The following is a 26673-nucleotide window of genomic DNA, read 5'->3' as shown; positions in this document are numbered from 1 at the left end:
CGTGGCCCGGATGAGCGAAGCGACATCCGGGTTCTCACACCCTGCTGCGTTGACCCCGCATGGCGCTTCGCTCATGCGGGCGACGGACAGCGAGCCCCTGTCGCCCTACCGTGGCATCTCCGCGAGCGCGGCGAGGATGCGGGCCCAGGAGCGGATGCCCTTGTGGTAGCTCTTCAGGTCGTACTTCTCATTCGGCGAATGAATGTTGTCGTCGTCGAGGCCGAAGCCGACCAGCAGTGAATCGAGACCGAGCGTCCTCTTGAAATCGGTGACGATCGGGATCGAGGCGCCCGATCCCATCAGGATGGTCTCCTTGCCCCACTCCTCGGTCAGCGCCTGCTTGGCAGCCGCCAGCGGCTTCATGGTCCAGTCGAGCGCGATCGCAGCGCCCGCCGAATGATCGCCGAACTCGACCGAGCAGTCGCCGGGAATGCGCGCCGAGACGTAGTCGCGGAACGCCTTGCGGATCTTCAGCGGGTCCTGGCCCTCGACGAGGCGGAACGAGACCTTCGCATGCGCCAGCGACGGGATCACGGTCTTGGAGCCCTCGCCGATATAGCCGCCCCAGATGCCGTTGATGTCGCAGGTCGGTCGCGACGAGATCTGCTCGATCAGCAGACGATCCTTCTCGCCGGCGGGAATCGACAGGCCGATCGGCTTGAGAAAGCTCTCGGGCGTCAGGTTCAGCTTCTTCCACTGCTCCAGCACCTCAGGCGGAACGTCCTTCACGCCATCATAGAAGCCGGGAATGGTGATGCGGCCGTCGGCGTCGAACAGGCCGCCAAGCACTTCGGTCAGCACGCGGATCGGATTGCGCGCGCCGCCGCCGAACACGCCGGAATGCAGGTCGCGATTGGCGGCCTTGATCTTGATCTCCTCATAGAGCAGGCCGCGCAACGAGGTGGTGATCGCCGGCGTGTTCGGGTCCCACATGCCGGTGTCGCAGACCAGCGCGAAATCGGCCTTGAACTCGTCCTTGTTGGCCTCGAGGAACGGCACGAAGTTCTTGGAGCCGACCTCCTCCTCGCCTTCGATCAGCATGGTGATGTCGAGCGGCAGCGCCCCCGTCACCTTCTTCCAGGCGCGACAGGCCTCGACGAAGGTCATCAGTTGGCCCTTGTCGTCCTCGGCGCCGCGCGCGACGATGATCTTGCGGCCGTCGGCGTGATCGGCGACCACAGGCTCGAACGGCGGCCGGTGCCACAGGTCGAGCGGATCGACCGGCTGCACGTCGTAATGACCATAGAACAGGACATGCGGCTTGGCGGCGCCATGACCGTTGCTCTTGCCGACCACGGCCGGATGGCCGGCGGTCGGGCGCACCTCGGTCGCAAAGCCGAGCGTCGCAAGATCCTTGGCGAGGTGATCGGCCGCCACCCTGCAATCGTCAGCAAAGGCCGGATCGGCCGAGATCGACTTGATGCGGATCAGCGCAAACAGCCGTTCCAGGCTGTTGTCGAAGTCGGCATCGATGTGATCGAGAACGGATTGAAGCTGCGCATTGGCCATGGCCACCGGATCCTTCGCATGTAACGGCTATTGGCCCGCTTGTAGCTCCGTTGCGCGGTCCGGGCCAGCCTCATGCAAAGGCAGTGAATGCCGCCTGCGTCCCAAGTCGGCCGATGACATGGCAAGGCCATCACGCCGACCGGAAACACGACATCATCTCAACGCCGCAGCAGTCCACCGAGCGCGCCACGCACGAGGGATCGGCCGATCGAACTGCCCAAGGAGCCACCGACCTGCTTGCCGAGATCGGCCGCGATCCCGCCCACCACCTTGTCGGAGACCGAGCGGGCGACGTTGCGCGCGATCACCTGCGTGGTCGAGAGCTGGCCGCGCTTGACGTTGGTGCCGAAGATCGTCGCGGCGATGTCGCCGATCTTGCCGAGCACGCCGCCGGAGGAGGCTGCCGTCGTCACGGCGTTTCCCGCGATCCGCTTCTGCAGCAGCTCGTAGGCGGACTCGGCGTCGATCGCGGTGTCGTATTTGCCCTTGACCGGGCTCGCGGCGATGACCGCCTTGCGTTCCTCCGGCGTCACGGGTCCGATCCGCGCCGAGGGCGGCCGGATCAGGACGCGCTCCACCATCGCCGGTGTGCCGTTGCCCTCCAGGAACGACACCAGCGCCTCGCCCTTGCCGAGTTCCGTGATCACCTTCGCGGTATCGAGCTTGGGGTTGGGACGGAAAGTGTCGGCGGCGGCGGCCACCGCCTTCTGGTCGCGCGGCGTGAAGGCGCGCAGCGCGTGCTGCACGCGATTGCCCAATTGCCCGAGCACCCGGTCCGGAACATCGAGCGGATTCTGCGTGACGAAGTAGACGCCGACACCCTTCGACCGGATCAGCCGCACCACCTGCTCGATCTTGTCCATCAGCGCCTTCGGCGCATCATTGAACAACAGATGCGCCTCGTCGAAAAAGAAGACCAGCTTCGGCTTGGCGACGTCGCCGACCTCCGGCAGTTCCTCGAACAGCTCGGACAGCATCCAGAGCAGGAACGTCGCGTAGAGTCGCGGGCTCTCCAGCAGCCTGTCGGCGACGAGGATGTTGATCATGCCGCGGCCGTCGCGGTCGGTCTTCATGAAGTCGGTGAGCGTCAACGCCGGTTCGCCGAAGAACTTCGTGCCGCCCTGGTTCTCGAGCACGAGCAACTGCCGCTGGATCGTGCCGACGGTCGCGCGCGTGACATTGCCGAACGACTGCGCCGCCTTCCGGATCGGCGCCAGCGGGTCGGCGTCCGCATCCGCGCCCTTCTTGGCTTCCGGAATGATGGCGTCGAGCAGCGCGCGCAGATCCTTCATGTCGATCAGGGCGAGGCCGTTCTCGTCGGCCACGCGGAACGCGACGTTAAGCACACCTTCCTGGACATCGTTCAGGTCGAGCATCCGCGCCAGCAGCAGCGGTCCCATCTCGGTGACGGTGGCGCGCACCGGATGCCCCTGCTCGCCGAACACATCCCAAAATACCGTCGAGAACTGATCGGGTTGATAGGTGAGGCCGAGCTCGGTGGCGCGCTTGAGGATGAAGTCCTTCGCTTCGCCGGTTTGCGAAATGCCCGAGAGATCACCTTTGATATCGGAGGCGAAGACCGGAACACCGGCACGGGCAAAACCTTCGGCCATCACCTGCAGCGAGACCGTCTTGCCGGTGCCGGTCGCGCCGGTGACCAGTCCATGACGATTGGCAAGCGCCAGTGTCAACCAGGCCGGCTGCTCGCCGGCACCCACGAAGATCTTGTCGTCGGTATCAGCCAGGGGTTTTCCGGATGGTGCCATGATGATCCATCTTTCGAGAGAATGTTTCGCATCACACGTGGTGCGGAGCATCGCGTACGATAACATAGTTGAGTTTCGCGAGCTGGAACCAGCGTCAGGGTGCCTCACCTCTTCGCACGGCACGCACTTTTCTTAGCATTGGTGCCGCGCGATGCGCACGTTTGGTACGTAGATTCAACATCCGGTCTTGCATCGCTGCAACAGTTCATCGTCGATCGCGAATCGATTCGCGCACCAAGCCGGCTCCTCGCTTGTAATTCACGGATCGTCCGATCAAGATGAATTCAGCGAGAGGACGTCCGGTCGTGGGGGACCGGATGAGACGGGGTTCACATGAACGAGTTGATTGAGCCGCTGGCCAGAACGGCCGGCATCAGTAAAGTCGTGGCTGAAATCATCGGCATCGAGCTGGACCTCCTCAGCGGCAATGGACGGCGTCGGCAGGCGCAGCAGCCGTCAGCCGGTGAACTTTTTGCGTTCGGCCGCGACCAAATCGAAGCCGATCAGTTGGCACGATCGCGACAGGCACACCCGGCCTGAGCCGGTTGCCCCAAGCCCGACCGCCCGGGCCAGATCATCTGAAGCACCTTCGCGCGCGCCGAGTATCATGACATATCCGATCACCGAACTCGAAGGCATGACGACCTTCTATGCCGCCAAGCTGAAAGCTTTGGGCATCCGGACCACCGACGCATTTCTCGAAGCCGCCCGGACCGTGAAAGGGCGCAAGGCGCTGGCCGCCAAGACCGGCATCAGCGAGCAGCAACTGCTCGATTGGGCAAACGCCGCCGATTACATGCGCATTCCCGGCATGGGCAAGGCCAAGGTCTGCCTCGTCCGCGCAGCCGGCGTGACCACCGTGCGCGAGCTGGCGCACCGCAATCCGGCCCGGCTGGCGCAGAACATCAAGGAAGTGAACACCCGGCGGAAGCTGGTTCGCATCCTGCCGTCGGAGAAGTCGGTCGGCCAGCTCATCGAAAAGGCGCGGCGGCTGGAGCCGAAGATCAGCTATTGATCGGCCTCTGGATTGACCGCGCTTGTGCAGTGCGACGCCTTGACTTGACGGTGCCAACCGCGCAAAGCGGCGCCCATGAGCGCCATTTCGCCGCACTCCGCCCCGGACCTCGCGTCGAGCCACCCGCTGCTGCGGACGTGGCTTTCGCGTCCATTCCCGGCGGTGATGGGCATTCTCAACGTCACACCGGATTCGTTCTCGGACGGCGGCCGTTTCGATGCGCCGGAACGGGCGATCGCGCAGGCCGAGCGCATGATCGCGGCCGGCGCCGACATCATCGACATCGGCGCCGAGTCGACCCGCCCCTACAAGGGCGCGGTGCCGGTCACGGCCGAGGAGGAACTGGCGCGCCTGCGACCGATCCTGCCTGCGATCGTCGCACTCGGCGTGCCCGTGTCGATCGACAGCATGAAATCTCAAGTTGCAGGTTACGCGCTGGACCATGGTGCCGCAATCGCCAATGATGTGTGGGGCCTGCAGCGCGATCCCGCGATGGCAGCGGTCGTCGCCGCGCATGGCGCGCCGGTCGTGGTGATGCACAATCGCGCCGAAGTCGATCCGGAGATCGACATCATCGAAGACATGCGGGGCTTCTTCACGCGCTCGCTGGACATCGCGGCCAAGGCCGGCATCCCCATTGGGAACATCGTGCTCGATCCCGGTATCGGCTTCGGCAAGACGCCGCAGCAGAGCATGACGGCGCTGGCCCGGCTCGATGCATTCGCATGCTTCGGGCTGCCGCTGCTGGTCGGCGCATCGCGAAAACGTTTCATCAGCACCGTGGTGGCGTCGGAGCCGCAGGAGCGGCTTGGCGGCTCGATCGCGGCGCATCTGATTGCGGCTCGGCGCGGTGCTGCAATCATCCGGGCGCATGACGTCGCCGAGACGGTTCAGGCCGTGCGCGTGGCCGCGGCAATCGAGGCACTGCGATGACCGATACGATCTTCATCAAGGGCGTTCTCATCCACGCGCGTCATGGCGTGATGGAGCATGAGAGCGAGGTCGGCCAGCGCTTCGTCATCGACCTCGAACTCTACACCGATCTGTCGGACTCCTCGCGCAGCGACCGCCTCGCCGACACCGTGTCTTATTCCGACGTGGTGGAGACGGCGACGGCGGCGTTCAAGGACACCAACTACCGCCTGCTCGAACGCGCGGCCGGCGCGGTCGCCGATGCGATCCTGTCGACCTTCGCCCGCATCCGCGCCGTCAAAGTGACCGTGCACAAGCCGCATGCGCCGATCGCCGCCATCTTCGAGGATGTCGGCGTGGTGCTGACGCGCTCGCGACATCCGTGACGGCGATGGCAAGCGCGCTGGTTGCTCTCGGCGGCAATGTCGGCGACGTCAGGGCGACGTTCCGGCGCGCCATTCCGGAGATCTGCGCGCGTGCCTCGGCTGCGCTCGTTGCGCGGTCGTCCGACTACACCACGCCGCCTTGGGGCGAGGAGCAGCAGCCGCCCTTCATCAATGCCTGCATCGAGATCGCAACCGCGATGCCCCCACGGCGGCTGCTCAGCGCTCTGCACGCGGTCGAACGCATGTTCGGCCGCGATCGCGCGCAAGAGACGCGTTGGGGTCCGCGGACGCTCGACCTGGATCTGATCGCCTATGACGACATCGCGATCGACACGCCGGATCTGACGCTGCCGCACCCCCGGCTGTTCGAACGCGGCTTCGTGCTGGTGCCGTTGTCCGAGATCGTGCCGGCGCGACGGATTGCCGGGCGCCGCGTCGACGAGGCCGTGCTCGCCGTTTCGCGCGACGGAATACGGCCGCTGCCGTCAGCCGAATAGCTGACATTTCCGGCCAAACAACCGTTTGGCTTGGCCGCCCTGACGTGGCATTTTGCGCCACAACAATCGCGATAACAGACGCCCCGGGAGACGCGTGCCGACATGACGACCGAGACCGACGATCTGCGACTGGCGGCCGATTTCGCTCCGGCCGGCGAGGCGGACTGGCGCAAGCTGGTCGATGGCGTGCTGAAGGGTGCGGCCTTCGAGAAGCTGGTCGGCAAGACCTATGACGGGCTCGAAATCCAGCCGATCTATCCGCGCGCCAAGCATGCCGCGCCGGTCGCGGGCCGTGCACCATCGGCGCCATGGCAGATCATGCAGCGCATCGATCATCCCGATCCGGCCAAGGCCAATGCGCAGGCGCTGATCGACCTCGAGAACGGCGCGACCGGTTTGTCGCTGGTGTTTGCCGGCTCGAATGCCGCGCATGGCTTTGGCCTCGCCGCCAACGCCGACGCGGTGGCGCGCGCGCTCGACGGCGTGCATCTCGATGCTGCGATTGCAATCGAATTGCAGCTCGGTGACTCGCTCTCGCCCGCCTCGCTCGTCGCCGATATCGTCAAGCAGCGCGGCATTGCGGCCGCGGCCTGCGACATCCGGTTCGGCCTCGATCCGATCGGGGACGCCGCTGTTCGCGGCGCAAGCACGCATGACGCATCGACGCTCGGCGGCAATTCGGGCGCGCTGGTCAGGCAGCTGCACGAGGCCGGCTTCAAAGGCCCGTTCTTCGCCGCCGACGGCCGCGTCGTGCACGACGCCGGCGGATCGGAGGCGCAGGAGCTCGCCTTCGTGCTCGCCTCTGGTGTCGCCTATCTGCGGGCGCTCGAAGCCGAAGGCATCGCGCTCGAGACCGCGCGCGGCATGATCTATGGCCGGCTCGCCGCCGACACCGATCAGTTCCTCACGCTGGCGAAATTCCGCAGCCTGCGCCGGCTGTGGGCACGCGTCGAGGAGGCGTGCGGGCTGGCACCGAGGCCGCTCTTCATCTCGGGCGAGACGGCGTGGCGCATGCTCACCCGGCGCGATCCTTACGTGAACATGCTGCGCGCCACCATCGCGACGTTCGCGGCCGGGCTCGGCGGCGCCAACGCGGTGACGGTGCTGCCGCACACGGCCGCGCTCGGACTGCCCGACGCGTTCGCGCGCCGTGTCGCCCGCAACACGCAACTGGTGCTGCTGGAGGAAAGCAATCTCGCCCGCGTCGCCGATCCGGCCGCCGGCGCCGGCGGGATCGAGGCGATGACCAGCGAGTTGTCCACCACCGCCTGGGCCCTGTTCCAGGAGATCGAGAAGGCCGGCGGCGTCGTGGCTGCTTTGCAGGCCGGGCTGATCCAGTCCAAGGTCGCCGCGGTCAAGACGGCGCGGAACGCCAACATCGCCAGGCGCCGCGACGTGCTGACCGGCGCCAGCGAGTTTCCAAATCTCAACGAGGCCGCCGTCGCGGTCGAAGCCGTCGCACCGCTGGCGCCACAACCAACAGCCAAGGCCGCGCTCACCTTCCCGGCGCTCGCGCCCATCCGTCTCGCAGATGGATTCGAGAGGCTGCGTGATCGCTCGGACGCCCTGCTGAAGAGCCGGGGACAGCGCCCCTCGGTCTTCCTCGCCAATCTCGGCACCGCCGCCGACTTCACCGCACGCGCCACTTTCGCCCGCAGCTTCTTCGAGGCCGGCGGCATCGCCGCGATCGACGGCCAGGGTGGCGCGAATCCGGCCGCGCTCGCAGATGCCTACCGCGCCTCCGGCGCCGCCATCGCCTGCCTCTGCTCGTCCGACAAGGTCTATGCCGAGGCCGCGATTCCCGTCGCCAAGGCCCTACAGGCCGCGGGCGCACGACATATCTATCTGGCAGGCCGCGGCGGCGAGCAGGAAGCCGCGCTGCGCGAGGCCGGCATCGGCAGCTTCGTGTTCGCCGGCGGCGACGCGCTGAAGACGCTCGAAGACGCCTATACGCATCTGGAGTGAGCATGACCGAGGCGAGCAAACCCGTCCTCACCGGCGGCTGCCAATGCGGCGCGATCCGCTACGCGCTGATGTCGGCGCCGAGCAAGGTTAGCATCTGCCATTGTCGGATGTGCCAGAAGGCGTCGGGCGCGCCGTTCGCGTCGTTCGCCGAAATCAGCAATGAGAGCTTTGCCTGGACCCGCGGCCAGCCGGCCGCGTTCCACTCCTCCTCGATCGCGATGCGCGACTTCTGCAGCCAGTGCGGCACGCCCCTGAGCTTTCGCCGCATCGACGGGCCGCGCATCGAGATCATGACCGGGACCTTTGACCGGCCCGACCGGGTGGTGCCGACGCGGCAATATGGCTCGGAATCCCGGCTCGGCTGGGTGGTCGCGATCGCCAACCTGCCGAGCCAGACGACGCAGCAGAACTACGGACCGGAGAAGATGGCTGGTATCGTCAGCCATCAGCATCCGGATCATGATTAAGCGATGAGGACACGAGGCCATGAGCCGCATTCCTGATTTCAGCGCCATCGCGTTCGAACCCATCGCCTCCCCCGCGCCCGCGGGCGCCGCCGAGCCGTGGCTGACGCCGGAAGGCATCCCGGTGAAACCGGCCTATGGCGAGGCCGATCTCGCCGGCATCGACTTCCTCGACACCTGGCCCGGCATCGCGCCCTATCTGCGCGGCCCCTACCCCACGATGTATGTCAACCAACCCTGGACCGTCCGGCAATATGCCGGCTTCTCCACGGCGGAGGATTCCAACGCCTTCTACCGGCGCAACCTCGCCGCCGGCCAGAAGGGCCTGTCGGTCGCGTTCGATCTCGCCACCCATCGCGGCTATGATTCCGATCATCCGCGCGTCGGCGGCGACGTCGGCATGGCCGGCGTCGCGATCGACTCGATCTACGACATGCGCACCTTGTTCGCCGGCATTCCGCTCGACCAGATGAGCGTGTCGATGACCATGAACGGCGCGGTGCTGCCGATCCTCGCGCTGTTCGTCGTCGCCGCCGAAGAACAAGGCGTGCCGCCGGAGAAGCTGTCGGGCACCATTCAGAACGACATTCTGAAAGAGTTCATGGTGCGCAACACCTACATCTATCCGCCCTCGCCCTCGATGCGGATCATCTCCGACATCTTCGCCTTCACCTCGCAGCGGATGCCGAAGTTCAACTCGATCTCGATCTCCGGCTATCACATGCAGGAGGCCGGCGCGACGCAGGACCTCGAGCTCGCCTACACGCTCGCCGACGGCGTCGAATATCTGCGCGCCGGCATCGCCGCCGGCCTCGACGTCGACCGCTTCGCGCCGCGGCTGTCGTTTTTCTGGGCGATCGGCATGAACTTCTTCATGGAGGTCGCCAAGCTCCGCGCCGCGCGGCTTTTGTGGGCCAAGCTCCTGAAGCCGTTCAATCCGAAGGACGCGCGCTCGCTGTCGCTGCGCACGCACAGCCAGACCTCGGGCTGGTCGCTGACCGCGCAGGACGTCTACAACAACGTGGTGCGCACCGCGGTCGAAGCGATGGCCGCCACGCAGGGCCACACCCAGTCGCTGCACACCAACGCGCTCGACGAGGCGCTGGCGCTGCCCACCGACTTCTCCGCGCGCATCGCCCGCAACACGCAATTGTTCCTGCAGCAGGAGAGCGGCACCACCCGGATCATCGATCCCTGGGGCGGCTCGTACTACGTCGAGCGTCTCACCCGCGATCTCGCCGCGAAGGCCTGGGGCCACATCCAGGAGATCGAGGAGCTCGGCGGCATGGCCAAGGCGATCGAGGCCGGCGTGCCGAAGCTGCGCATCGAGGAGGCCTCGGCCAAGACCCAGGCGCGGATCGACACCGGCCGCCAGTCCGTCATCGGCGTCAACAAGTACAAGCCGACCGACGAGCCGCCGCTCGACGTTCTCAAGGTCGACAATTCCACCGTGCGCCGGCTGCAGATCGACAAGCTGTCGCGGCTGAAGTCCGAGCGCAAGCAGGCCGAGGTCGACGCGGCGCTGGCGGCGCTGACGCGCTCGGCCGGCGACGGCAACGGCAACCTGCTGGCGCTCGCGATCGACGCCGCGCGCGCCAAGGCGACCGTCGGCGAGATATCCGACGCGCTGGAAAAGGTGTTCGGCCGCCACCGCGCCGAGATCAAGTCCATCACCGGCGTCTACAAGCGGGAGATCGCCGCCATGTCCGGCAAAGCCGAGAAGCTGCAGGCGCTGATCGAGGCGTTCGAGGAGGCGGAAGGCCGCCGGCCGCGCATCCTCGTCGCCAAGATCGGCCAGGACGGCCACGACCGCGGCCAGAAGGTGATCGCGTCCGCTTTCGCCGACATCGGCTTCGACGTCGACATCGGGCCGCTGTTCGCCACCGCCGACGAGGCGGCGCGGCAGGCCGTCGAGAACGACGTCCACATTCTCGGCGTGTCGTCGCTCGCCGCCGCGCATCTCACCGCGGTGCCGGAGCTCAAGGCCGCGCTCAAGAAGCAGGGCCGCGAGGACATCATGATCATCGTCGGCGGCGTGGTGCCGCCGCAGGATTACGACGCGCTGTACAAGTCCGGCGCGGAAGCGATCTTCCCGCCGGGCACCGTGATCGCCGACGCCGCGGAGGAACTGATCCACAAGCTCAACGCGCGGCTCGGCCACAGCCAGGCAGCGGAATAGTTTTTCGAATCCGCGAGCGCAGCTCTCCGGCGTACGATCGTCAGATCGTGCGCCGCTACGTTTTTGCAGATGAACCTCAGCATTCCCTGGCGATACGCATCTTCATCCGCTGGATATTGATAGCCATGACCCGTTCGACACTTTGCGCCGCTGCGCTGCTTGGCCTGTTCCTGGCCGCCCCGGTCCTCGCCGCCGATCCCAAGCCGGACGCCAGCATCAACACCAAGGCGGTCGAGGCCAACGTGACGCTCGATGCCCGGATCAGGGCGGACGCGCCGCTCGCCGCCTACTGCCTCGCCGACGGCAAGAAGTGGATCGACAAGAACGCCGCTGACGCCGCCAAGGAGCGCAAGGAGGATCCGGAAACATTCCGCGACGGCAAGTGGTCGTTCGAGCGCAGATATTCCATTCGCTCGGTCGTCGCCGACCGCTACGTCAGCATCCTCCGGGACGACTACATGGACACGCGCGCCGCGCATCCCAACAGCGACGTCAACACCATCCTCTGGGACAAGGCCGCGGCCAAGCCGATCAGCATCCGCCCGTTCTTCACCGACACCGCCGACAACGGCCCCACGATGAAGGCGATGCTGAATGCGGTGATCACGTCGCTGAAGGCCGAGAAAAAGAAGCGCGACGCCACGGAGACGGCGACCGCCGAATGGTTCAAGGGGCTGGAGCCGAAGCTGCTGAAGATCGGCGCCGTGACGCTCGCTCCCTCCACGGAGGCCGGAAAGAGCTCCGGCCTGACCTTCCACTACCCGCCTTATGCGGTCGGCCCCTACGCCGAAGGCCAGTACGTCGCCTTCGTGCCGTGGGAGACGCTGAAGCCGTATCTGTCACCGGAGGGCCAGGCGATCTTCGGCGGCGCCAGGCCGAAGGGGGATGCGGAAGACCAGTGAAGCCGACCGGCGGCCGTGCAGCCGATGGCTGGATATGCTAGACTGTTCTCATGAACGACGTCGCTGACATTCGCCTCATGACGATCATCGGCCGGCTGCAGGCCCTTGCGCCGGCCCTGCGAAAGGCCGGCATCACGCGACTGTCGCTGTTCGGTTCGCGTGCGCGCGGCGACTCCCGTCCTGACAGCGACCTCGACGTTCTCGTGGAAACCACGCCCCCCGGACTCCCTCCCGCGTTCGATCACTTCAAGGCGCAGCACCTCATCGAGGACGACATCGGACTGCGCGTCCAGATCACGCAACGGGCGCTGTTGAAGCGGCGGATCGCCGATCGAATTGCTGATGACCTGATCGAGGTGTTTTGAGGTGCCTCCGACCGTCGAAGACCGGCTACGGGACATTGCCGAAGCCATTGCGGAAATCGAACAGCTTGTCGCCGGCACCGATCTCGCGGCCTTCAGCTCTGACCGCCTGTTGCGCCTGGCAACCGAGCGCCTGCTCGAGATCATTTGCGAGGCCTCCCGCAGCATTCCAGACAGCATCAAGAGCGAGAGTCCGACCATCCACTGGCGGAAAATGATCGACTTCGGAAACCTGCTGCGGCATGCCTATCATACCACCGACGTCGCCGTCGTCTGGGATGTCATAGCCAGTGAACTGCCGGCTTTGACAACGTTCGTCAGCGGCAAGCTCACCGACTTGAAGTAGAATGATCTCGCGGGGCACCGACACCACCTCATTGGCCGATGCCATCCGCGCCGGCAGCCGCGCCGCGCTGGCGCGCGCGATCACGCTGGTCGAGAGCCGCCGTGCCGACCACCAGGCCGCCGCGCGCGAGCTGGTGCAGGCGCTGCTGCCGCAGACGGGGCACGCGATCCGCGTCGGCATCACCGGCTCGCCCGGCGTCGGCAAGTCGACCACGATCGATGCGCTCGGCATGTACCTGATCGGACAGGGCCACAAGGTCGCGGTGCTCGCGGTCGACCCGTCCTCGGCGCGCACCGGCGGTTCGATCCTCGGCGACAAGACGCGGATGGCGCGATTGTCCCATCACGAGCACGCCTTCATCCGCCCCTCGCCCTCGTCGGGCACGCTCGGCGGCGTCGCCGCCAAGACGCGCGAGGCGATGCTGCTGTGCGAGGCTGCGGGCTTCGACGTGATCCTGGTCGAGACCGTCGGCATCGGCCAGTCCGAGACCGCGGTCTGCGACATGACCGACTTTTTCCTTGCGCTGATGCTGCCCGGCGGCGGCGACGAGCTGCAGGGCATCAAGAAGGGCCTGGTCGAACTCGCCGACATGATCGCGATCAACAAGGCCGATGGCGACAACATCAAGCGCGCCAACATCACCGCCGCCGACTATCGCGGCGCGCTGCATCTGCTCAGCCCGCGCTCCGAGCACTGGCATCCGCCGGTCGTCACCTACTCCGCGATATCAGGCACGGGCATCGCCGAGCTGTGGCAGAAGGTGATCGGTCATCGCAAGGCGATGGTCGCGTCCGGCGAGTTCGCCGCGCGCCGCCGCGACCAGCAGGTGAAATGGATGTGGACCATGCTGGAGCAGCGCCTGATGGCCCGGCTGCGCACCGACCCCTCCATTCGTACGAAAGTGAAGAAGCTGGAGACCGACGTTGCCGAGGGCCGCGTCGCGCCGGCGCTGGCCGCCGAGCAGCTTGCGGAGATGCTGAATTGACCGAGCGGCTGCGCCTCCTGATCACCGGATTCGGCCCGTTTCCCGGCGCGCCGTCCAACCCGACCATGCCGCTGGTGAAACGGCTCGCGGCGCTGCGGCGCCCGGCGCTGGCTGACGTCGACATCACCAGCCACGTCTTTCACGTGACCTACGACACCGTCGATCGCGAGCTGCCCGCGCTGGTCGCCGAGCGGCGGCCGCATGCGCTGTTGATGTTCGGCCTCGCGGGACGAACATCCTATCTGCGGATCGAGACCCGTGCCCGCAACGCGGTCACCACCACCTTTCCCGATGCCGACCGCCACGTCGCGCGCAAGGGCCTGATCGTGCCGGGCGCGCATCCGATCTCCTTCGGCCCGCACATGGCGCGACTGCTGCGCGCGGCACGCGCTACCGGCATCGATGCGCGGGCTTCGCGCGATGCCGGCAGCTATCTCTGCAACTACCTGAGCTGGCGCGCGATCGAAGCGACGCGGGCCGAAAGTGGCCCACGGCTCGCCGCCTTCATCCACATTCCCCCGCTGCCGCGCGCCGGCGCGGCGTTGCCACGAGGCAGCTCGCGCATCACGCTGGAGGCGCTGGTCGATGCCGGCGAGGCGATGCTGATGGAATTGGTGAAGCTGGCGCGGCATCCAGGCCAAGCGTAAAGATTTAACCCTACCCGCAACAAACAGCTCCTGCGACCGTCCGCCAAAGCCGGCCGTGAGCGCTTTTGCGTTATCTCGGCAACGAGAGCTGACCAACGCGAGCCTGACATCATGCACGTCAACCGCCGCAACCTGCTCGGAGCTTCCGCGGCCGGCGCCGCCGGCGCGCTGGCGCTGCCGAGCGAGCCCGCGCAGGCTGTCCCCTTGATCTCCACGCTCGGCCGCGACGCCACGCAGTTTGGCGTCAAGCCCAACAGCCCGGATGACCAGACCCGTGCCCTGCAGCGCGCGATCGACGAGGCGGCGCGGGCGCAGGCGCCGCTGGCGCTGCCGCCGGGCACCTACCGGACCTCGATGCTCAGGCTCGCCAAAGGCAGCCAGTTGGTCGGCGTCCGCGGCGCCACGAAGCTCGTGTTCACCGGCGGCGGCCCGTCGCTGCTCTCGGCAGAAGGCGCCGATGGCCTCGGCATCAGCGGCATCGCGCTCGACGGCGGCGGCATCGCCCTGCCCCAGCGGCGCGGCCTGCTTCACGTTGCAGCCGGCAACGATGTCAGGGTCCAGGACTGCGAGGTCACGCGCTCCGGCGGCAGCGGCATCTGGCTCGAGCAGGTCTCCGGCGATGTCAGCGGCAACGTCCTGACCGATGTCGCCGTCACCGCGATCGTGTCGTTCGATGCCCTCGGCCTGATCGTGTCGCGCAACACCATCAAGGGCACGCGCGACAACGGCATCGAGATCCTGCGCACCGCGATCGGCGACGACGGCACCATGGTGCTCGACAACTTCATCGCGGACATCAAGGCCGGCCCCGGCGGCTCGGGCCAGTACGGCAATGCCATCAACGCCTTTCGCGCCGGCAACGTCATCATCAGTGGCAACCGCATCAGGAATTGCGACTACTCGGCGGTGCGCGGCAACTCGGCCTCGAACATCCAGATCGTCGGCAACAGCGTCAGCGACGTGCGCGAGGTCGCGCTCTACTCGGAGTTCGCGTTCGAAGGTGCCGTGATTTCGGGTAATACGGTGGACGGCGCCGCCTTCGGCGTCTCCGTCTGCAACTTCAACGAAGGCGGCCGCATCGCCGTGGTCCAGGGCAACATCATCCGCAACCTCATCTCGAAGCGGCCGATCGGCACAGCACCTGACGACGATGCCGGCATCGGCATCTATGTCGAGGCGGACTCCGCGGTGACCGGCAACGTGGTCGAGAACGCCCCGTCCTACGGCATCGTCGCCGGCTGGGGCCGCTATCTCCGTGACGTCGTGATCTCGGGCAACGTCATTCGCAATGCGCTGGCGGGCGTCGGCGTGTCGGTCGTCCCAGGCGCGGGCACGGCCATGGTCAGCAACAACATGATCTCCGGCACGCCGCGCGGCGCCGTCATCGGGCTCGATCACATCAAGCCGGTCACCTCGGACCTGACGCAGGACGGCGCGCAGCGCTTTGCGCAGCTGACCGTCAACGGCAACGCCGTCACACGATGAGAAACTAGTACGCGACCGCCAGCGCCGGATAGCGGCGCTCGATGGCGTCGAGATCGACAACGGGCTCGTCATACTCCGCATCGGATTCGATGCCGATGCTCAAGGCCTGCTCCAGCGCCGACATGTCGATGCGCGGCGCCGCGAGGGTCAGTTCCGCGGCGAGGTCGTCTGCGGCGACATGGTCCGGTTCGACAACCTCATGGGGCTCCAGATCCTCTGTGCCGAGTTCGACCTCGGACTCGACGATGATCTCGGACGCCGCGAGGATGGTTTCGAGCGAGCGCGGCAGAGCGATCGGCCGGTGCTCGTGCGGATGGACGTGGCGCGCGATCGGCTCCGGCTCGGCGAGGCGCACGGGAGCCGGTGGCGCGGCCAACACCGGGGCCGGCCTCTGACTCGGCACGATGCTCACCCTCTCGGGTTCGGCGCGGGACAGGGCCTGCCAGGTCTGCACCGCAGCCTTGGCGTGCCGGAGATCGTCGAGAAACGACTGCTCGGTGTAGTAGCGGCGCCAGCGGCCGCTATCGAACAGCTCGGTGAGATGGTCGAGGCGCCGTTCGGCAAGCGCGCACCAGCGCGCAGCCAGTTCGCGGCTGCAAGCCACGTCCGGTCGATGTGTCATAGGGGAGCCCGCAGAAAATGGGACGGACGCACTCGGCACGAATCAACGCAACGTGACGTGAATATTTTGTGGAAAAGGTTAACAAAGTCTAGCTAATGCCATGTTGTTTGGCGGCCAAACCGTAGTCGTGCGGAAATTTTGTCCGTGTTTTTTCGGGCATCGGCCAGGCGCGGCAACACGAACGCGACCAACGGCATCCCTAAACAACCCAAAGATGTTCCCCTCAGGGGCGCGAGACACTGCCGGATATCGACGTTGCCGGGCTTCGACTTCGCCCAAAATGAAAGACCCGTCCGGGGGGACAACCGGACGGGTCGAGCCATATGGGCGCTTGGGGTGGATGGGCGCTCGCGCCGTATATAGCCTTGGGGAGGGGATCACCGCTCCCACATGCTTTCTGTCGTGACCGCCCCGCTGCACGTTCAAAGCGAGCGGGAGAATTTCGGAACGTTCACGAAAACGTTGGCGTCATTGCTGCGCGGGCCGGAGCGCGGCGCCGGCTGGAGATGCCTCCGTCACTGCGGCCGGGCGCAACTCGCGGGCCGGTGCCGGCTCCGCTTGCAGCCCCGCGGACGGCACAGCAGCAGCAGGCGCATCCTGCGGCGGGACCACGGCCTGGACCGCCGCGAGGGCATCCGCCTCCCCTGCTCCGAACAGATCGTCACGTCCGGGCGTGCCGAGATCGCGCGCTGTGCGCGTCAGCACGGTCCGCACCGTCTCGGGCTTCAGCGCCGGATTGCGCTCCAGCACCAGAGCCGCAAGCCCGCTGACATAGGCCGCGGAAAACGAGGTGCCGGAGATGATCTGATATTTTCCGTCGGGCGCCGGCAGGAATATCCCGGCGCCGGGCGCGGCCAGCGCGATGTAGTTGCCGCGGTTCGACGCCGGCAGCAGCTGGTCCCTGTCGTCGGTGGCGCTGACGGCGATGACGTTTGGATTGCCCGCGGGATAGAGCGGCGGCGACTTGGCGCCGGCATTGCCGGCGGCCGCGACCATCACGACGCCCTTGGCAGCGACGGCCGCGATCGCGCGCTCGATCACCGCATCCTTCGGGCCGGCGAAGCTCATGTTGACGATCTGGGCGCCGTGCAGGGCCGCGTAGTCCAGCGCCTTCAGGATTACATAGGAGCTGCTTTCCGGCCCGCCGCCCTTCTTGCCGACGCCGAACGCACGGATGGCGATGATCCGCGCATAGGGCGCGCTGCCCATCAACCGCTTGTGCGATACGATCACGCCGGCGATGCCGGTGCCATGCACATCCGGCCCCTCGTCGCCGCCGAGCGCGTCGAACACGTCGAACGACGCGTCGGCGAATTCCGGGTGCCTGAGATCGACCCCAGAATCGATCACTGCGATGGTGACATTGGAGCCCTGGGCCAGCCTGTGCGCTTCCGGCAGCCGCAGCTTCGCCAGCGCGTATTGCGCCGGATCGCCCTCGACGGGTGCTGCGCTCTGCTGCTGCAGCGTATAGCGATAGTTCGGCTGCACCGAACGCACCCTGGCATCTGCCGCGAGCGCACGGCTGACCGCCTGCACCGAGCGGCGATCGGTGATCCTGAACAGACCGATGGTGGCGCCGATCAGCGGAAAGCGCTGCGAGCTGATGCGCTGCAGGCCATGGCGACGCGCCAGCGCATCGGCCTGGTCGGTCGAGAGAGAGTCATCGATTTCGGCGACGATCTCGTTGGCGATGGTCCGTAGATCGACCGCGGCCGCAACCTTCGGCTCGCGCCGCTGCGTCACCCTGGCGGAGCTGCCCTTGTCCAATTTTCCCTGGGCTCGCCGACCCTGCCCATCCCCCGTCACCGACGGGTGGTCGAGACATTCGCCCGAGACGCTGCGATCCGCCGGGTTGCAGGACGCCTGCAGGTTCGGTGCAAATCGCGCATTGGGCAAGGCCGGGCGCGGCGCCATCCCGGTCGGCGGCGGCGCGCGCAGCGCGGTGCCCGGGTTGATGCTCGGCACCCGGCTCGGGATGTTGATGGTGGGCGAACGCATCATCGCCTGGGCATGGGCACTGAGGTCGCCACCTGCGAAAGCAGGCATTGTGACGACGATCAGCATCGCAACCGATCTGGCGAAGCGTAGCGGCGAACTCGACGACATGAAGCCTCCGAATGAATTTCGGACGGCGCGGGCCTATTGCGCGGCCACCGCGAGGCTGACGATCTTCTCCCGCGCCAGACGGCCGATCAGGCTGTCGGCCTCGGCCTTCGACAACGGCCGGTCGCCGAGTTGCAGCTTGAACAGGCCGCCCTTGGCGCCCTCGACGATCGAGGCCTGGTAGCTGTCGAGCAGCGCCGAGATGTCCGCCATGCGCGCCTCCGGCGTGAACCGCACCAGCGCATAGGCGGGCGCGGTCGATCCGGCGACCTGCGGTCCAAGGCCGCGGATCAGCGGCGCGGCCGGCGCGGGTGCTTCGGCCATCCGCGACCGCGTCATGCTCTCGGGCGCCCGCTCCGCCGGGGCCGGCGCAGCGGCGCTCGGCGGCGGCGCGGCCATCGGCTTGCTCGCGGGCTCGGGCGCGGCGGTCTTGTCCTGGACCGAGGCGGTCTGATAGGTCGCGGTCTGCGAGCGCATCAGCACGGCGCCGATCACGCCGGCCTGCGCCAGCACCAGCAGCGCGCCGAGGCTGACGGTCCACGCCAAGGTCCGCGGCGACAGGCTGTCGAAGAAATCCATCAGCCGCGCGCTGAAGCCGCGCGGCGCGGCAGGCTTCTGCACCGGATCCGCCTCGATCGCCGCGAACAGCTTCTGCATCGCACGCATCGACGGCGCGCCGAGGCTTTCGTTCAGCGCGATGGTCTCGGCATATTCCTTCTGGATTTCCGCATACTGCCTGGCGAGATCGGCATCGTTGGCGAGAGCCTCCTCGACCCGGCGCATGTCGCGCGCATTCAGCGTGCCGGCGGCATACCACGGCAGCAGGAGTTCGATCTCTCCGGGCTCTTGCTCCAGCATCTTGCTCAAAGCCATCATGGCCAGCCTCTCTCAATGCCGGCCGCTTTCAGGAGTTCGGCCAATTTCTTGCGCGCATAGAACAGGCGCGTCTTGACGGTGTTCTCCGGAATTCCGACGATCTCGGCCACCTCCTCCACGGACTTCTCGTGGTAGTAGACGAGATCGACGATCTCCCGGTGATCAGGCGAAAGCGCCGTCAGGCACTTGCGCAAGGCTTCGCCGGTATTCTTCTTCTGGACCGCGACCTCCGGATCGTCGGACGTATCCTCGATCGCGTTCGCGGCCTCGTCTTCCAGCTCAACGTCCTTCCGGCGCCGAAGTGCCGACAGGGCCTTGAACCGCGTGATCGCCAGGAGCCAGGTGGAGACGGCAGAACGGCCTTCGAACTTGCCGGCCTGACGCCACACGTCGAGAAAGACCTCGCTGATGAGGTCTTCCGCGACCTGCTCGTCCCGCACGAGCCGGAGCCCGAAACGGTACACCCTGACATGGTGCCGTCCGTACAGCACCTGCATGGCGAGCCGGTCGCCTTGAGCGATCCGGGCAATCAGGGTTTCATCTGACGCCGCTGCTGTCACGCTCAATGGCCGTCTCGCAAGATTGGTCTGGAGGATTGACGTCGCGGTTCGAACACAACCGCAAAAATCTTCAAAATACCGGAAAGATACGTCCCGAAATGTGAGTTGGCGCACAGACTTGCAGATTTCGCTGCAGCGCCCAGGTCGATCGCGACCAGCGGGTTCCCGCCTACCATGTTCCGCCCGTTCCCGCCAACTACCCGCCCTGAAAGCCGTAGATTCCCGGTCGCAGCACCACGGCGGCGGCCTCTTCGTCCATGCCCATAGATACCAAAGTTAAATGCTTTCCCACGTAGATATTAAGCCAACGACGAAGAATCGCGAGCACATGGGCACGACGGCACCGCCTTTTCCCAGTCCTGATATCGCTGAGGCCGGGGACGCGCAGCCGTCTCCGTCCAGCGACCTGCGCGCGCGTCGAGCCGGACGGCGCCGGCAGATGCTGGCGCTGGTCGCCGGATGCTACCTGATCGATGCCGTCATCCTGCTGATCTACGCCCAGGCGGGAACCGTCCCGGTCACGATCGCGCCAGCCTACGCAGCGATCGGCATTCTCACCGTCGCGCTGTGGACCGTCCTGTCGGAGAGCGGTTTCAACGACCGTTTCCGCGACCACTACCTCGTGGTGCCGCAATCGCTCGCCAGCATGATGCTCACGGTCGCGTTCTGCTACATCGCGCCCGAAGTCAGCATCCTGTTCCTATGCACGCTGTACATCGTCGTCGCCTTTGCCTCGCTGCGGGCGACGCCGCGCCAGAGCGCGATCTGCTGGACGTTCCTCGCGATCGGCCTGGCGGGATTGTTCCTGCTCACCGACAAGCCGCTCGGCATGCCGCACGGCAGCGGCCTCGAGCGGCTCGCGACGCTGCTGGTCTTCCTGCTCACCATCGCCTGCTGCATGTTCCTCGGCATCTTCTCCAGCGCGCTGCGCGAGACGCTGTACCAGCGCGGACAGAAGCTCAAGGAAGCCTATCGCCGCATCGAGGAGCTGGCCGAGCTCGACGAGCTCACCGGCGCGCTGAACCGGCACTCGATCATGCATGTGCTGGACGAGGAGATGGCGCAGGCGCAGCAGGGCGGCCAGCCTTGCTCGGTGGTGCTGATCGATCTCGACTGGTTCAAACGCATCAACGACACGCATGGCCATCCGACCGGCGACGATGTGCTGCGCACCTTCGCCATCACCATCTTCGCCAACATTCGCGGCAGCGACCGCTTCGGCCGCTACGGCGGCGAGGAATTCCTGCTGGTGCTGCCGGGCGCGCCGGCCGACGCCGCGGCGCGGCTCGCCGAACGATTGCGCCAGATCATCGCCGGCCTCGACTGGAGCGCGTTTTCGACCGGCCTGCAGGTCACGTTCTCGGCCGGCGTGGCCACCCCGCGCGGCGACGAGACCGCCGATTCGCTGCTCGCCCGGGCCGATCGTGCGCTCTACGACTCGAAGGCGCAGGGCCGCAATCGCGTCACCAGCGCCTGCGCCATCCCGGCATGACCCCGAAACCCGCCCCGAACGAAAGCCTGCTCGACGAGCTCGAGGACACGCTCGCGCACGGCACCGTCGCCCGGCGGGTCGAGACCCTGCGCAAGGTAACGGACCTGTTCGTCGACGGCGCGAGGGACTTCGCCGATGATCAGGTCGCGCTGTTCGACGACGTGTTCGAATGCCTGGTCGAGCACATCGATATCTCGGCCCGCGCCCTGCTCGCGCGGCGGCTGGCGCCGCTGGCGTCGGCGCCGCCGCGGACGCTGCACCGGCTGGCCGATGACGACGCCATCGATGTCGCAGGTCCCGTGCTGTCGAAGTCCGACCGGCTCGACGAGGCCGCGCTGATCCGCACAGCCGAGACCAAGAGCCAGGCGCATCTGCTCGCGATCTCGCTCCGGCGCGTGCTCAGCCGCGCCGTCACCGACATCCTGCTCAGGCGGGGCAACGACGAGGTCGTTCACAGCACCGTCAGCAATCCCGGCGCCGACGTCTCGGAGGCCAGCCTCGACACGCTGGTCGATCGCGCCGCGCTGGACGAAAACCTCGCCGCCTGCCTCGCCATGCGGCCCAATCTGCCGCGCCACCTCTATCTGAAGCTGGTCGCCAAGGCGTCGGCCACGGTCCGCACGCGGCTCGAGGCGGCAAATCCGAAGCTCGCGCAGGAGGTCCCCTCGGCAGTGCGCATGGCGGGCCGGCGGGCGCGATCGAGCGCGGTGGCGCTGACCAGCCAGACCGAGATCGCGCACGCGCTGGTGCGCTCGCTGCATGCCGAGGGCCGGCTCGACGACCGTCTCGTCGTGCAGTTCACCGAGCAGCGCAAGTTCGACGAGGCCAATGCGGCGCTTGCGGCCATGGCCAACGTGCCGGTGGCGGTCGCCGAGAGCATCATGATCGAAAGCCGCGCCGAGGGCGTCATGATCCTCGCCAAGGTCGCAGGCCTGTCATGGCCGACGGTGAAGTCGATCATCCTGATGCGCGATGAGCTCGCCACCACCGCGATCGCCGATCTCGACGCCTGCAAGGCCACCTATGAACGGCTCCGGCGGTCCACCGCGCAGCAGGTGCTGCGCTTCCATCGCGTGCAGGACGCCGCGACGCCGGTGCAGGCGTAGCGCGCTCAATAGCGCAGCACCCTCGCGCCGATGAGCGCGCCGAGCCCGGCCACGATCAGCGCCGCCACCGTGTACCAGGTGGCCACGAACAGCGGCGAATCGTCGGTGCAATGCGCGGCATAGAGCGTCGCCGCCATGCCCGCCGAGACCAGCCCGGCGATCGCGCCGGTCATCGCCGGACGCGACGGCGCGCCATGGCGCAGGCCGAACAGCGCCGCGCCCAGCAGCGGCAGCGACAGCACGGGGATGGCGCTCATGCACACCATCGAATTGTGGCCGACCAGCCGCGCCATCATCGGCGTGCGCTGCGGCAGCATCATCTCCGCCGCCATGCCGCCGACGAGGACCACGATCGGCGCGATCAGGAGCCAGCTCCAGCCCTGCAGCGAGGCCTCGGGGCGCGACAGATGCAGGCTGATGATCAGCGCCGGGATCGCCAGCGCCGTGGTGACGACGAACTTCAGGTCGAAGAACGGATTGCGCACCGCGAGCCAGATGTCCGGCCGCACGCCGAGGCCGATGAGCAGCATCGCGGTCGAGACCGGCGTCGCCGCCATCAGGGCCAGCGCCAGCACGATGCCGACCGGCTGCGCGCGTTGCGCATTGTCGGCCGCGAGGGTCCGGATGAGCTGATCGGTGTCCATGGTCAGGTATCCCGTAGCTTGGCCGTGAGGCTTGCGAGTGCCCGGTGCAGCGCCACCCGCACCGCGCCCTCGCTCATCGAAAACTTTTCCGCGGTCTGCTTGATCGAGGCAGCCTCGACCGCGATCGACTGCAGCACGTCGCGCTGACGCTGCGGCAACGTCTTCAGCTGCGCCTCGACCTCGCCGGCCGAGACGGTGGGCGCCGGCGGCTCGTCGGCCAGCGTCTCCGAGAAATCGTCGATGTCGACGAACACCCGGCGGCCGCGCCGGCGCAGCATGTCGATCAGCTTGTTGCGCGCGATCGCGAACAGCCAGGGCGCGAACGGCGCATCGACGTCCCAGGTGTGCCGCTTGAGATGAACCGCCAACAGAATTTCCTGCACGATGTCCTCGGCTTGGTCGGGGGGCTGGCCGGCGCGCGCCAGCCCGCGCCGTGATGCTGCGCGCAACACCGGCGTGACCGCCCTCAGCAGGCGATGATAGGCCCCGTCGTCACCGGCGACGGCCTGGCGCATCCAGCCCGTCCACTCGTCGTCACGCTCGCGCAACTCCGCTCCACCCCCAGCAATTCGCCCGATTCGTCGGTTTGTTACTCTCGCGGCATCCCGATCACTAATTCGTGATGCGGACATTGGCCTCGGAAGCATCCGAGTTACGCCACACCGAGAGCACGCCACCGGGCAAGTCTTGGAACCGCTCCTTGGAACCGCTCCTTGGAACAGTTCCTTGGAGCGCTCCATAGCACCGAATCGTGGAGTGCATGATCAGGTTTGATGGGCCACGTCGCAAACTGCGGCGCCGCCCAGCTTTTGCCGTGAGCGGCAGGAAGATACCCATTTTCTGCCCCGTTCTCGACATCTGTCGGGGTCTCACTCCGGCTTGGGCTGGCGGGATGGGGAGAAGCCGACGATGACGATCCAAGCCAGTGGACGTTCAGCATTGATCATTGCCGCCGCGTTCGTTCTGGGCCTCGTTGGCACTGGATTGGCGCGCGCGGCCGAACAGCAGAGCTACAGTCCGTTCCTGCCGGTGGGGGCCGAGAGCGCCCCGGCGGCGAAGCAGGACGGATTCCCGGCGCCGATGCCGGCCGAGGCCCAGGCTCAGGCCGCGCCTGCGGCGGAATCGGCCGACGCCGCGCCGAGCGATGCGCCGGCCGCCTCGGACGTCACCGTGAACATGGTCACGGTCAGCAATGACGACAGCTCGGGCTGGGACAAGGCCTCGATCATCGGCAAGATCTTCATCGCCTGCGGCACCCTGCTCACCCTGGGCTCGGCGGCGCGGATGTTCATGATCTGAGGCGCCACGCGGCGCCGCACCTACTTGCCGCACCTACTTGATGCGTAGCGATCCAGCGGGCACATTGCCCGCTGTTTTGATTTGCGGGGTGGGATCATGAGCGTTTACGAGCACATCATCGTCGAGGGCAAGGGCGCGGTCGGAATCATCACCCTGAACCGGCCGAAGATGCTCAACGCGCTGTCGTTCGGCGTCTTCCGCGAGATCGCCGCAGCCGTCGACGATCTCGAGGCCGACGACGCCATCGGCTGCATCGTGATCACCGGCAGCGAGAAGGCGTTCGCCGCCGGCGCCGACATCAAGGAGATGCAGCCCAAGAGCTTCATCGACATGTTCTCGAGCGACTTCACCGCGATCGGCGGCGACCGCGTCGCGCGCTGCCGCAAGCCGACGATCGCTGCGGTTTCGGGCTATGCGCTCGGCGGCGGCTGCGAGCTCGCGATGATGTGCGACTTCATCATCGCCGCCGACACCGCCAAATTCGGCCAGCCCGAGATCACGCTCGGCACCATCCCGGGCATTGGCGGCACCCAGCGCCTGACGCGCGCGATCGGCAAGGCCAAGGCGATGGACCTCTGCCTCACCGGCCGCATGATGGATGCGGCCGAGGCCGAACGCTCCGGCCTCGTCAGCCGCATCGTGCCGGCCGACAAATTGATGGACGAGGTGATGGCCGCGGCGGAGAAGATCGCATCGATGTCGCGCCCGGCAGCGGCGATGGCCAAGGAGGCCGTCAACCGCGCCTTCGAGACCCCGCTGTCCGAAGGCATGAATGTCGAGCGCAACCTGTTCCACGCCACCTTCGCGCTGGAAGACCGCGCCGAGGGCATGGCCGCGTTCATCGAGAAGCGCAAGCCGGTGAATAAGAACCGGTGAGATGGCTGCGGGTCACTCGCAGCTGAACGAATCGCTCGGCCTCTCGCGTCGGCGGGTGCACCTCACCCGCTTACCAAGCGCGTATTTGCGCGGCCATGTCGCAGCACTGCGACAAACGGTCTGTGGCGAGCACGCCACAACAAATCATGGAAAAGCCCGCCGGATTCCACATCCGCGGTTTGTGTGTGGCCGCCATCCGCCCTAAACAGGTAAACAACTGGTTAAGACAGTGAGACGCGGCGGAGTCGGATGGTGGGTCGAGCCAAACAATTTGGCGTCGGCAAGGTGCATGCGCGGCGGTTCGGCCTCGGCCTGACCGTGGCCGCCGGCTTTGTCGTCGCCTGCTCGCCCGCGCGCGCCGAGGATCTCGCGGCCGCGCTCGTCAAAGCCTATCAGACCAACCCGGCGCTGAACGCCGAGCGCGCGCGCCAGCGCGCCACCGACGAGAACGTGCCGCAGGCGCTCGCCGGCTATCGCCCGCAACTGATCGCGAGCCTCGGTGCCGGCCTGCAGGCCGTGCGCAATCTGCTGCCCGGCAACACGATCCAGACCGCGACATTGAAGCCCTGGACCATCGGCGTGACCGTGACGCAGACGCTGTTCAACGGCTTCCGCACCGCCAACAGCGTGCGCATGGCCGAGTTGCAGGTGCAGTCGGGCCGCGAGGCGCTGCGCAATGTCGGTCAGGGCGTGCTGCTCGACGCCGTCACGGCCTACACCAACGTGCTCGCCAACCAGTCGCTGGTCGAGGCGCAGCGCTCCAACGTCGCCTTCCTGCGCGAGACGCTCTCCGTCACGCAGCGCCGCCTCAATGCCGGCGACGTCACGCCGACCGACGCCTCGCAGGCCGAGGCGCGGCTGGCGCGCGGCCAGTCCGACCTCAACGCCGCCGAGGTCAACCTCGCCATCAGCCAGGCGACCTATGCCCAGGTCATCGGCATGGCGCCGGGCCAGCTGCGCACGGCCGACCCGATCGATCGCCTGCTGCCGCGCAGCCGCGAGGACGCGATTGCGCTTGGCAACAAGGAAAATCCGGCGGTGGCTGCGGCGAGCTTCGACGTCGACGTGGCCTCGACCTCGATCAAGGTCGCCGAGGGCGCGCTGCTGCCGACCGTGACCCTGCAAGGCAATGTCAGCCGCAGCCGCGATTCGGATCAGACGCTCGGCACCTTCGGCACCGACCAGGCCTCGATCGTCGGCAGCGTCACCGCGCCGATCTATGACGGCGGCACCGCCGCGTCGCAGACCCGCCAGAGCAAGGAGCTCGCGGCGCAGAGCCGCCTCGTGCTCGACCAGGTCCGCAACCAGGCCCGCACCGCGGCGGTCAGCGCCTGGGTCGCCAATGAAGGCGCCAAGGTCGCCGTCAGCGCCTCAGAGGCCGAGGTGAAGGCCGCCACCGTCGCGCTGCAGGGCGTCTCGCGCGAGGCCCAGGGCGGCCAGCGCACCACCGTCGACGTGCTCAACTCGCAGGCCGATCTGATCCAGGCCAAGGCGCGGCTGATCGGCGCGCAGCGCGACCGCGTCATCGCCTCCTACACGCTGCTCAGCGCGGTCGGCCGGCTCGACGTCAAGAACCTCAATCTGAATACGCCGGACTATCTGCCCGAGGTTCACTACCATCAGGTGCGCGACGCCTGGCACGGCCTGCGCACGCCGTCGGGACAGTAGAGCTCCC

Annotated in this window: 27 protein-coding genes; 19 read left to right on the top strand and 8 right to left on the bottom strand. The window is 67.0% G+C overall.

What is annotated here, in order from left to right:
- Positions 1-105 precede the first annotated feature (105 nt).
- Positions 106-1509: a M20/M25/M40 family metallo-hydrolase gene (locus QX010_RS25195; protein ID WP_316182567.1), complete on the bottom strand. Its 1404-nt coding sequence runs from the start codon at positions 1507-1509 to the stop codon at positions 106-108.
- Positions 1510-1667: 158 nt separating this feature from the next.
- Positions 1668-3275, bottom strand: a complete 1608-nt coding sequence (locus QX010_RS25190; protein WP_316182565.1) for a helicase HerA-like domain-containing protein — start codon at positions 3273-3275, stop codon at positions 1668-1670.
- 333 nt (positions 3276-3608) lie between these two features.
- Here QX010_RS25190 and QX010_RS25185 point away from each other — a divergent pair, with 333 nt between their 5' ends.
- From QX010_RS25185 to QX010_RS25120, 14 genes are all read left to right on the top strand, one after another.
- Positions 3609-3815, top strand: coding sequence for a hypothetical protein (locus QX010_RS25185; RefSeq protein ID WP_316182563.1), 207 nt, complete (start codon positions 3609-3611; stop codon positions 3813-3815).
- Between the two features lie 67 nt (positions 3816-3882).
- A complete protein-coding gene (locus QX010_RS25180; protein WP_316182561.1) occupies positions 3883-4290 on the top strand; it encodes a DUF4332 domain-containing protein in 408 nt (135 codons plus the stop codon).
- A gap of 75 nt (positions 4291-4365) precedes the next feature.
- Positions 4366-5223 carry a dihydropteroate synthase gene (gene folP / locus QX010_RS25175; RefSeq protein ID WP_316182559.1) on the top strand — a complete coding sequence of 286 codons (858 nt, stop codon included), beginning with the start codon at positions 4366-4368 and terminating at the stop codon, positions 5221-5223.
- The gene (folB, locus tag QX010_RS25170) at positions 5220-5588 is read left to right on the top strand and encodes a dihydroneopterin aldolase (protein WP_315804226.1); all 369 of its coding nucleotides are present in this window, start codon (positions 5220-5222) and stop codon (positions 5586-5588) included. The genes folP and folB overlap by 4 nt, the downstream gene beginning before the upstream one ends.
- A 5-nt stretch (positions 5589-5593) precedes the next feature.
- Entirely contained in the window at positions 5594-6085 is a 492-nt protein-coding gene (gene folK / locus QX010_RS25165) for a 2-amino-4-hydroxy-6-hydroxymethyldihydropteridine diphosphokinase (RefSeq protein ID WP_316182557.1), read from the top strand.
- Between the two features lie 102 nt (positions 6086-6187).
- The gene (locus tag QX010_RS25160) at positions 6188-8050 is read left to right on the top strand and encodes a methylmalonyl-CoA mutase family protein (RefSeq protein ID WP_316182555.1); all 1863 of its coding nucleotides are present in this window, start codon (positions 6188-6190) and stop codon (positions 8048-8050) included.
- Positions 8051-8052: 2 nt separating this feature from the next.
- On the top strand, positions 8053-8517 hold the full coding sequence (locus QX010_RS25155; protein ID WP_316182554.1) for a GFA family protein: 465 nt from the start codon (positions 8053-8055) through the stop codon (positions 8515-8517).
- A gap of 19 nt (positions 8518-8536) precedes the next feature.
- Positions 8537-10693 carry a methylmalonyl-CoA mutase gene (gene scpA, locus QX010_RS25150; protein WP_316182552.1) on the top strand — a complete coding sequence of 719 codons (2157 nt, stop codon included), beginning with the start codon at positions 8537-8539 and terminating at the stop codon, positions 10691-10693.
- Positions 10694-10818: 125 nt separating this feature from the next.
- The gene (locus QX010_RS25145) at positions 10819-11595 is read left to right on the top strand and encodes an RsiV family protein (protein ID WP_316182550.1); all 777 of its coding nucleotides are present in this window, start codon (positions 10819-10821) and stop codon (positions 11593-11595) included.
- A gap of 50 nt (positions 11596-11645) precedes the next feature.
- Positions 11646-11960, top strand: coding sequence for a nucleotidyltransferase family protein (locus QX010_RS25140; protein ID WP_315804232.1), 315 nt, complete (start codon positions 11646-11648; stop codon positions 11958-11960).
- 1 nt (position 11961) lies between these two features.
- The gene (locus tag QX010_RS25135) at positions 11962-12303 is read left to right on the top strand and encodes a DUF86 domain-containing protein (protein ID WP_316182548.1); all 342 of its coding nucleotides are present in this window, start codon (positions 11962-11964) and stop codon (positions 12301-12303) included.
- Between the two features lies 1 nt (position 12304).
- A complete protein-coding gene (gene meaB, locus QX010_RS25130) occupies positions 12305-13288 on the top strand; it encodes a methylmalonyl Co-A mutase-associated GTPase MeaB (RefSeq protein ID WP_316182547.1) in 984 nt (327 codons plus the stop codon).
- Complete coding sequence (locus QX010_RS25125; protein ID WP_316182545.1) at positions 13285-13935, top strand: pyroglutamyl-peptidase I; 651 nt, start codon at positions 13285-13287, stop codon at positions 13933-13935. The genes meaB and QX010_RS25125 overlap by 4 nt, the downstream gene beginning before the upstream one ends.
- Before the next feature lie 111 nt (positions 13936-14046).
- A complete protein-coding gene (locus tag QX010_RS25120) occupies positions 14047-15420 on the top strand; it encodes a TIGR03808 family TAT-translocated repetitive protein (RefSeq protein ID WP_316182544.1) in 1374 nt (457 codons plus the stop codon).
- A gap of 4 nt (positions 15421-15424) precedes the next feature.
- Here QX010_RS25120 and QX010_RS25115 read toward each other — a convergent pair whose 3' ends face one another.
- The 4 genes from QX010_RS25115 to QX010_RS25100 form a co-directional block, all read right to left on the bottom strand.
- Positions 15425-16024 (bottom strand): TIGR03809 family protein, encoded by a 600-nt coding sequence (locus tag QX010_RS25115; protein ID WP_316182542.1) that lies wholly within the window; start codon positions 16022-16024, stop codon positions 15425-15427.
- 486 nt (positions 16025-16510) lie between these two features.
- Entirely contained in the window at positions 16511-18148 is a 1638-nt protein-coding gene (locus QX010_RS25110; protein ID WP_316182540.1) for a S8 family serine peptidase, read from the bottom strand.
- A gap of 33 nt (positions 18149-18181) precedes the next feature.
- Entirely contained in the window at positions 18182-19021 is an 840-nt protein-coding gene (locus QX010_RS25105) for a hypothetical protein (protein WP_316182539.1), read from the bottom strand.
- Positions 19018-19587, bottom strand: coding sequence for a sigma-70 family RNA polymerase sigma factor (locus tag QX010_RS25100; protein ID WP_008961196.1), 570 nt, complete (start codon positions 19585-19587; stop codon positions 19018-19020). Before QX010_RS25100 ends, QX010_RS25105 begins: the two co-directional genes overlap by 4 nt.
- Before the next feature lie 322 nt (positions 19588-19909).
- On the opposite strand from QX010_RS25100, the gene QX010_RS25095 reads away from it, so the two are divergent.
- Complete coding sequence (locus tag QX010_RS25095; protein WP_315804239.1) at positions 19910-21073, top strand: GGDEF domain-containing protein; 1164 nt, start codon at positions 19910-19912, stop codon at positions 21071-21073.
- The gene (locus QX010_RS25090) at positions 21070-22179 is read left to right on the top strand and encodes a DUF2336 domain-containing protein (RefSeq protein ID WP_316182537.1); all 1110 of its coding nucleotides are present in this window, start codon (positions 21070-21072) and stop codon (positions 22177-22179) included. Before QX010_RS25095 ends, QX010_RS25090 begins: the two co-directional genes overlap by 4 nt.
- 5 nt (positions 22180-22184) lie before the next feature.
- On the opposite strand, the gene QX010_RS25085 is transcribed toward QX010_RS25090, so the two are convergent.
- The gene (locus tag QX010_RS25085) at positions 22185-22823 is read right to left on the bottom strand and encodes a DUF1109 domain-containing protein (RefSeq protein WP_315804241.1); all 639 of its coding nucleotides are present in this window, start codon (positions 22821-22823) and stop codon (positions 22185-22187) included.
- Positions 22824-22825: 2 nt separating this feature from the next.
- On the bottom strand, positions 22826-23371 hold the full coding sequence (locus tag QX010_RS25080; protein WP_316182535.1) for a sigma-70 family RNA polymerase sigma factor: 546 nt from the start codon (positions 23369-23371) through the stop codon (positions 22826-22828).
- A gap of 361 nt (positions 23372-23732) precedes the next feature.
- Here QX010_RS25080 and QX010_RS25075 point away from each other — a divergent pair, with 361 nt between their 5' ends.
- The 3 genes from QX010_RS25075 (at position 23733) to QX010_RS25065 (ending at position 26666) form a co-directional block, all read left to right on the top strand.
- Positions 23733-24122: a hypothetical protein gene (locus QX010_RS25075; RefSeq protein ID WP_315804243.1), complete on the top strand. Its 390-nt coding sequence runs from the start codon at positions 23733-23735 to the stop codon at positions 24120-24122.
- A gap of 96 nt (positions 24123-24218) precedes the next feature.
- The gene (locus QX010_RS25070) at positions 24219-24998 is read left to right on the top strand and encodes an enoyl-CoA hydratase (protein ID WP_315804244.1); all 780 of its coding nucleotides are present in this window, start codon (positions 24219-24221) and stop codon (positions 24996-24998) included.
- 249 nt (positions 24999-25247) lie between these two features.
- Positions 25248-26666, top strand: coding sequence for a TolC family outer membrane protein (locus tag QX010_RS25065; RefSeq protein WP_316182533.1), 1419 nt, complete (start codon positions 25248-25250; stop codon positions 26664-26666).
- Positions 26667-26673 lie beyond the last annotated feature (7 nt).

This window comes from Bradyrhizobium sp. SZCCHNRI1009 (genome assembly GCF_032487575.1).
Taxonomy (GTDB): domain Bacteria; phylum Pseudomonadota; class Alphaproteobacteria; order Rhizobiales; family Xanthobacteraceae; genus Bradyrhizobium.
This window is presented reverse-complemented; position numbering and strand designations above follow the sequence as displayed.

Bases quoted from the DNA above. Each gene is read 5' to 3' on its own strand.
- scpA (WP_316182552.1), top strand. From the start codon at position 8,537: ATGAGCCGCATTCCTGATTTCAGCGCCATCGCGTTCGAACCCATCGCC.
- QX010_RS25180 (WP_316182561.1), top strand. From the start codon at position 3,883: ATGACATATCCGATCACCGAACTCGAAGGCATGACGACCTTCTATGCC.
- QX010_RS25155 (WP_316182554.1), top strand. From the start codon at position 8,053: ATGACCGAGGCGAGCAAACCCGTCCTCACCGGCGGCTGCCAATGCGGC.
- QX010_RS25105 (WP_316182539.1), bottom strand. From the start codon at position 19,021: ATGATGGCTTTGAGCAAGATGCTGGAGCAAGAGCCCGGAGAGATCGAA.
- QX010_RS25190 (WP_316182565.1), bottom strand. From the start codon at position 3,275: ATGGCACCATCCGGAAAACCCCTGGCTGATACCGACGACAAGATCTTC.
- QX010_RS25070 (WP_315804244.1), top strand. From the start codon at position 24,219: ATGAGCGTTTACGAGCACATCATCGTCGAGGGCAAGGGCGCGGTCGGA.
- QX010_RS25085 (WP_315804241.1), bottom strand. From the start codon at position 22,823: ATGGACACCGATCAGCTCATCCGGACCCTCGCGGCCGACAATGCGCAA.
- folK (WP_316182557.1), top strand. From the start codon at position 5,594: ATGGCAAGCGCGCTGGTTGCTCTCGGCGGCAATGTCGGCGACGTCAGG.
- folB (WP_315804226.1), top strand. From the start codon at position 5,220: ATGACCGATACGATCTTCATCAAGGGCGTTCTCATCCACGCGCGTCAT.
- QX010_RS25160 (WP_316182555.1), top strand. From the start codon at position 6,188: ATGACGACCGAGACCGACGATCTGCGACTGGCGGCCGATTTCGCTCCG.
- meaB (WP_316182547.1), top strand. From the start codon at position 12,305: ATGATCTCGCGGGGCACCGACACCACCTCATTGGCCGATGCCATCCGC.
- QX010_RS25145 (WP_316182550.1), top strand. From the start codon at position 10,819: ATGACCCGTTCGACACTTTGCGCCGCTGCGCTGCTTGGCCTGTTCCTG.
- QX010_RS25095 (WP_315804239.1), top strand. From the start codon at position 19,910: ATGGGCACGACGGCACCGCCTTTTCCCAGTCCTGATATCGCTGAGGCC.
- QX010_RS25120 (WP_316182544.1), top strand. From the start codon at position 14,047: ATGCACGTCAACCGCCGCAACCTGCTCGGAGCTTCCGCGGCCGGCGCC.
- QX010_RS25075 (WP_315804243.1), top strand. From the start codon at position 23,733: ATGACGATCCAAGCCAGTGGACGTTCAGCATTGATCATTGCCGCCGCG.
- QX010_RS25195 (WP_316182567.1), bottom strand. From the start codon at position 1,509: ATGGCCAATGCGCAGCTTCAATCCGTTCTCGATCACATCGATGCCGAC.
- folP (WP_316182559.1), top strand. From the start codon at position 4,366: ATGAGCGCCATTTCGCCGCACTCCGCCCCGGACCTCGCGTCGAGCCAC.
- QX010_RS25110 (WP_316182540.1), bottom strand. From the start codon at position 18,148: ATGTCGTCGAGTTCGCCGCTACGCTTCGCCAGATCGGTTGCGATGCTG.
- QX010_RS25185 (WP_316182563.1), top strand. From the start codon at position 3,609: ATGAACGAGTTGATTGAGCCGCTGGCCAGAACGGCCGGCATCAGTAAA.
- QX010_RS25140 (WP_315804232.1), top strand. From the start codon at position 11,646: ATGAACGACGTCGCTGACATTCGCCTCATGACGATCATCGGCCGGCTG.
- QX010_RS25065 (WP_316182533.1), top strand. From the start codon at position 25,248: ATGGTGGGTCGAGCCAAACAATTTGGCGTCGGCAAGGTGCATGCGCGG.
- QX010_RS25090 (WP_316182537.1), top strand. From the start codon at position 21,070: ATGACCCCGAAACCCGCCCCGAACGAAAGCCTGCTCGACGAGCTCGAG.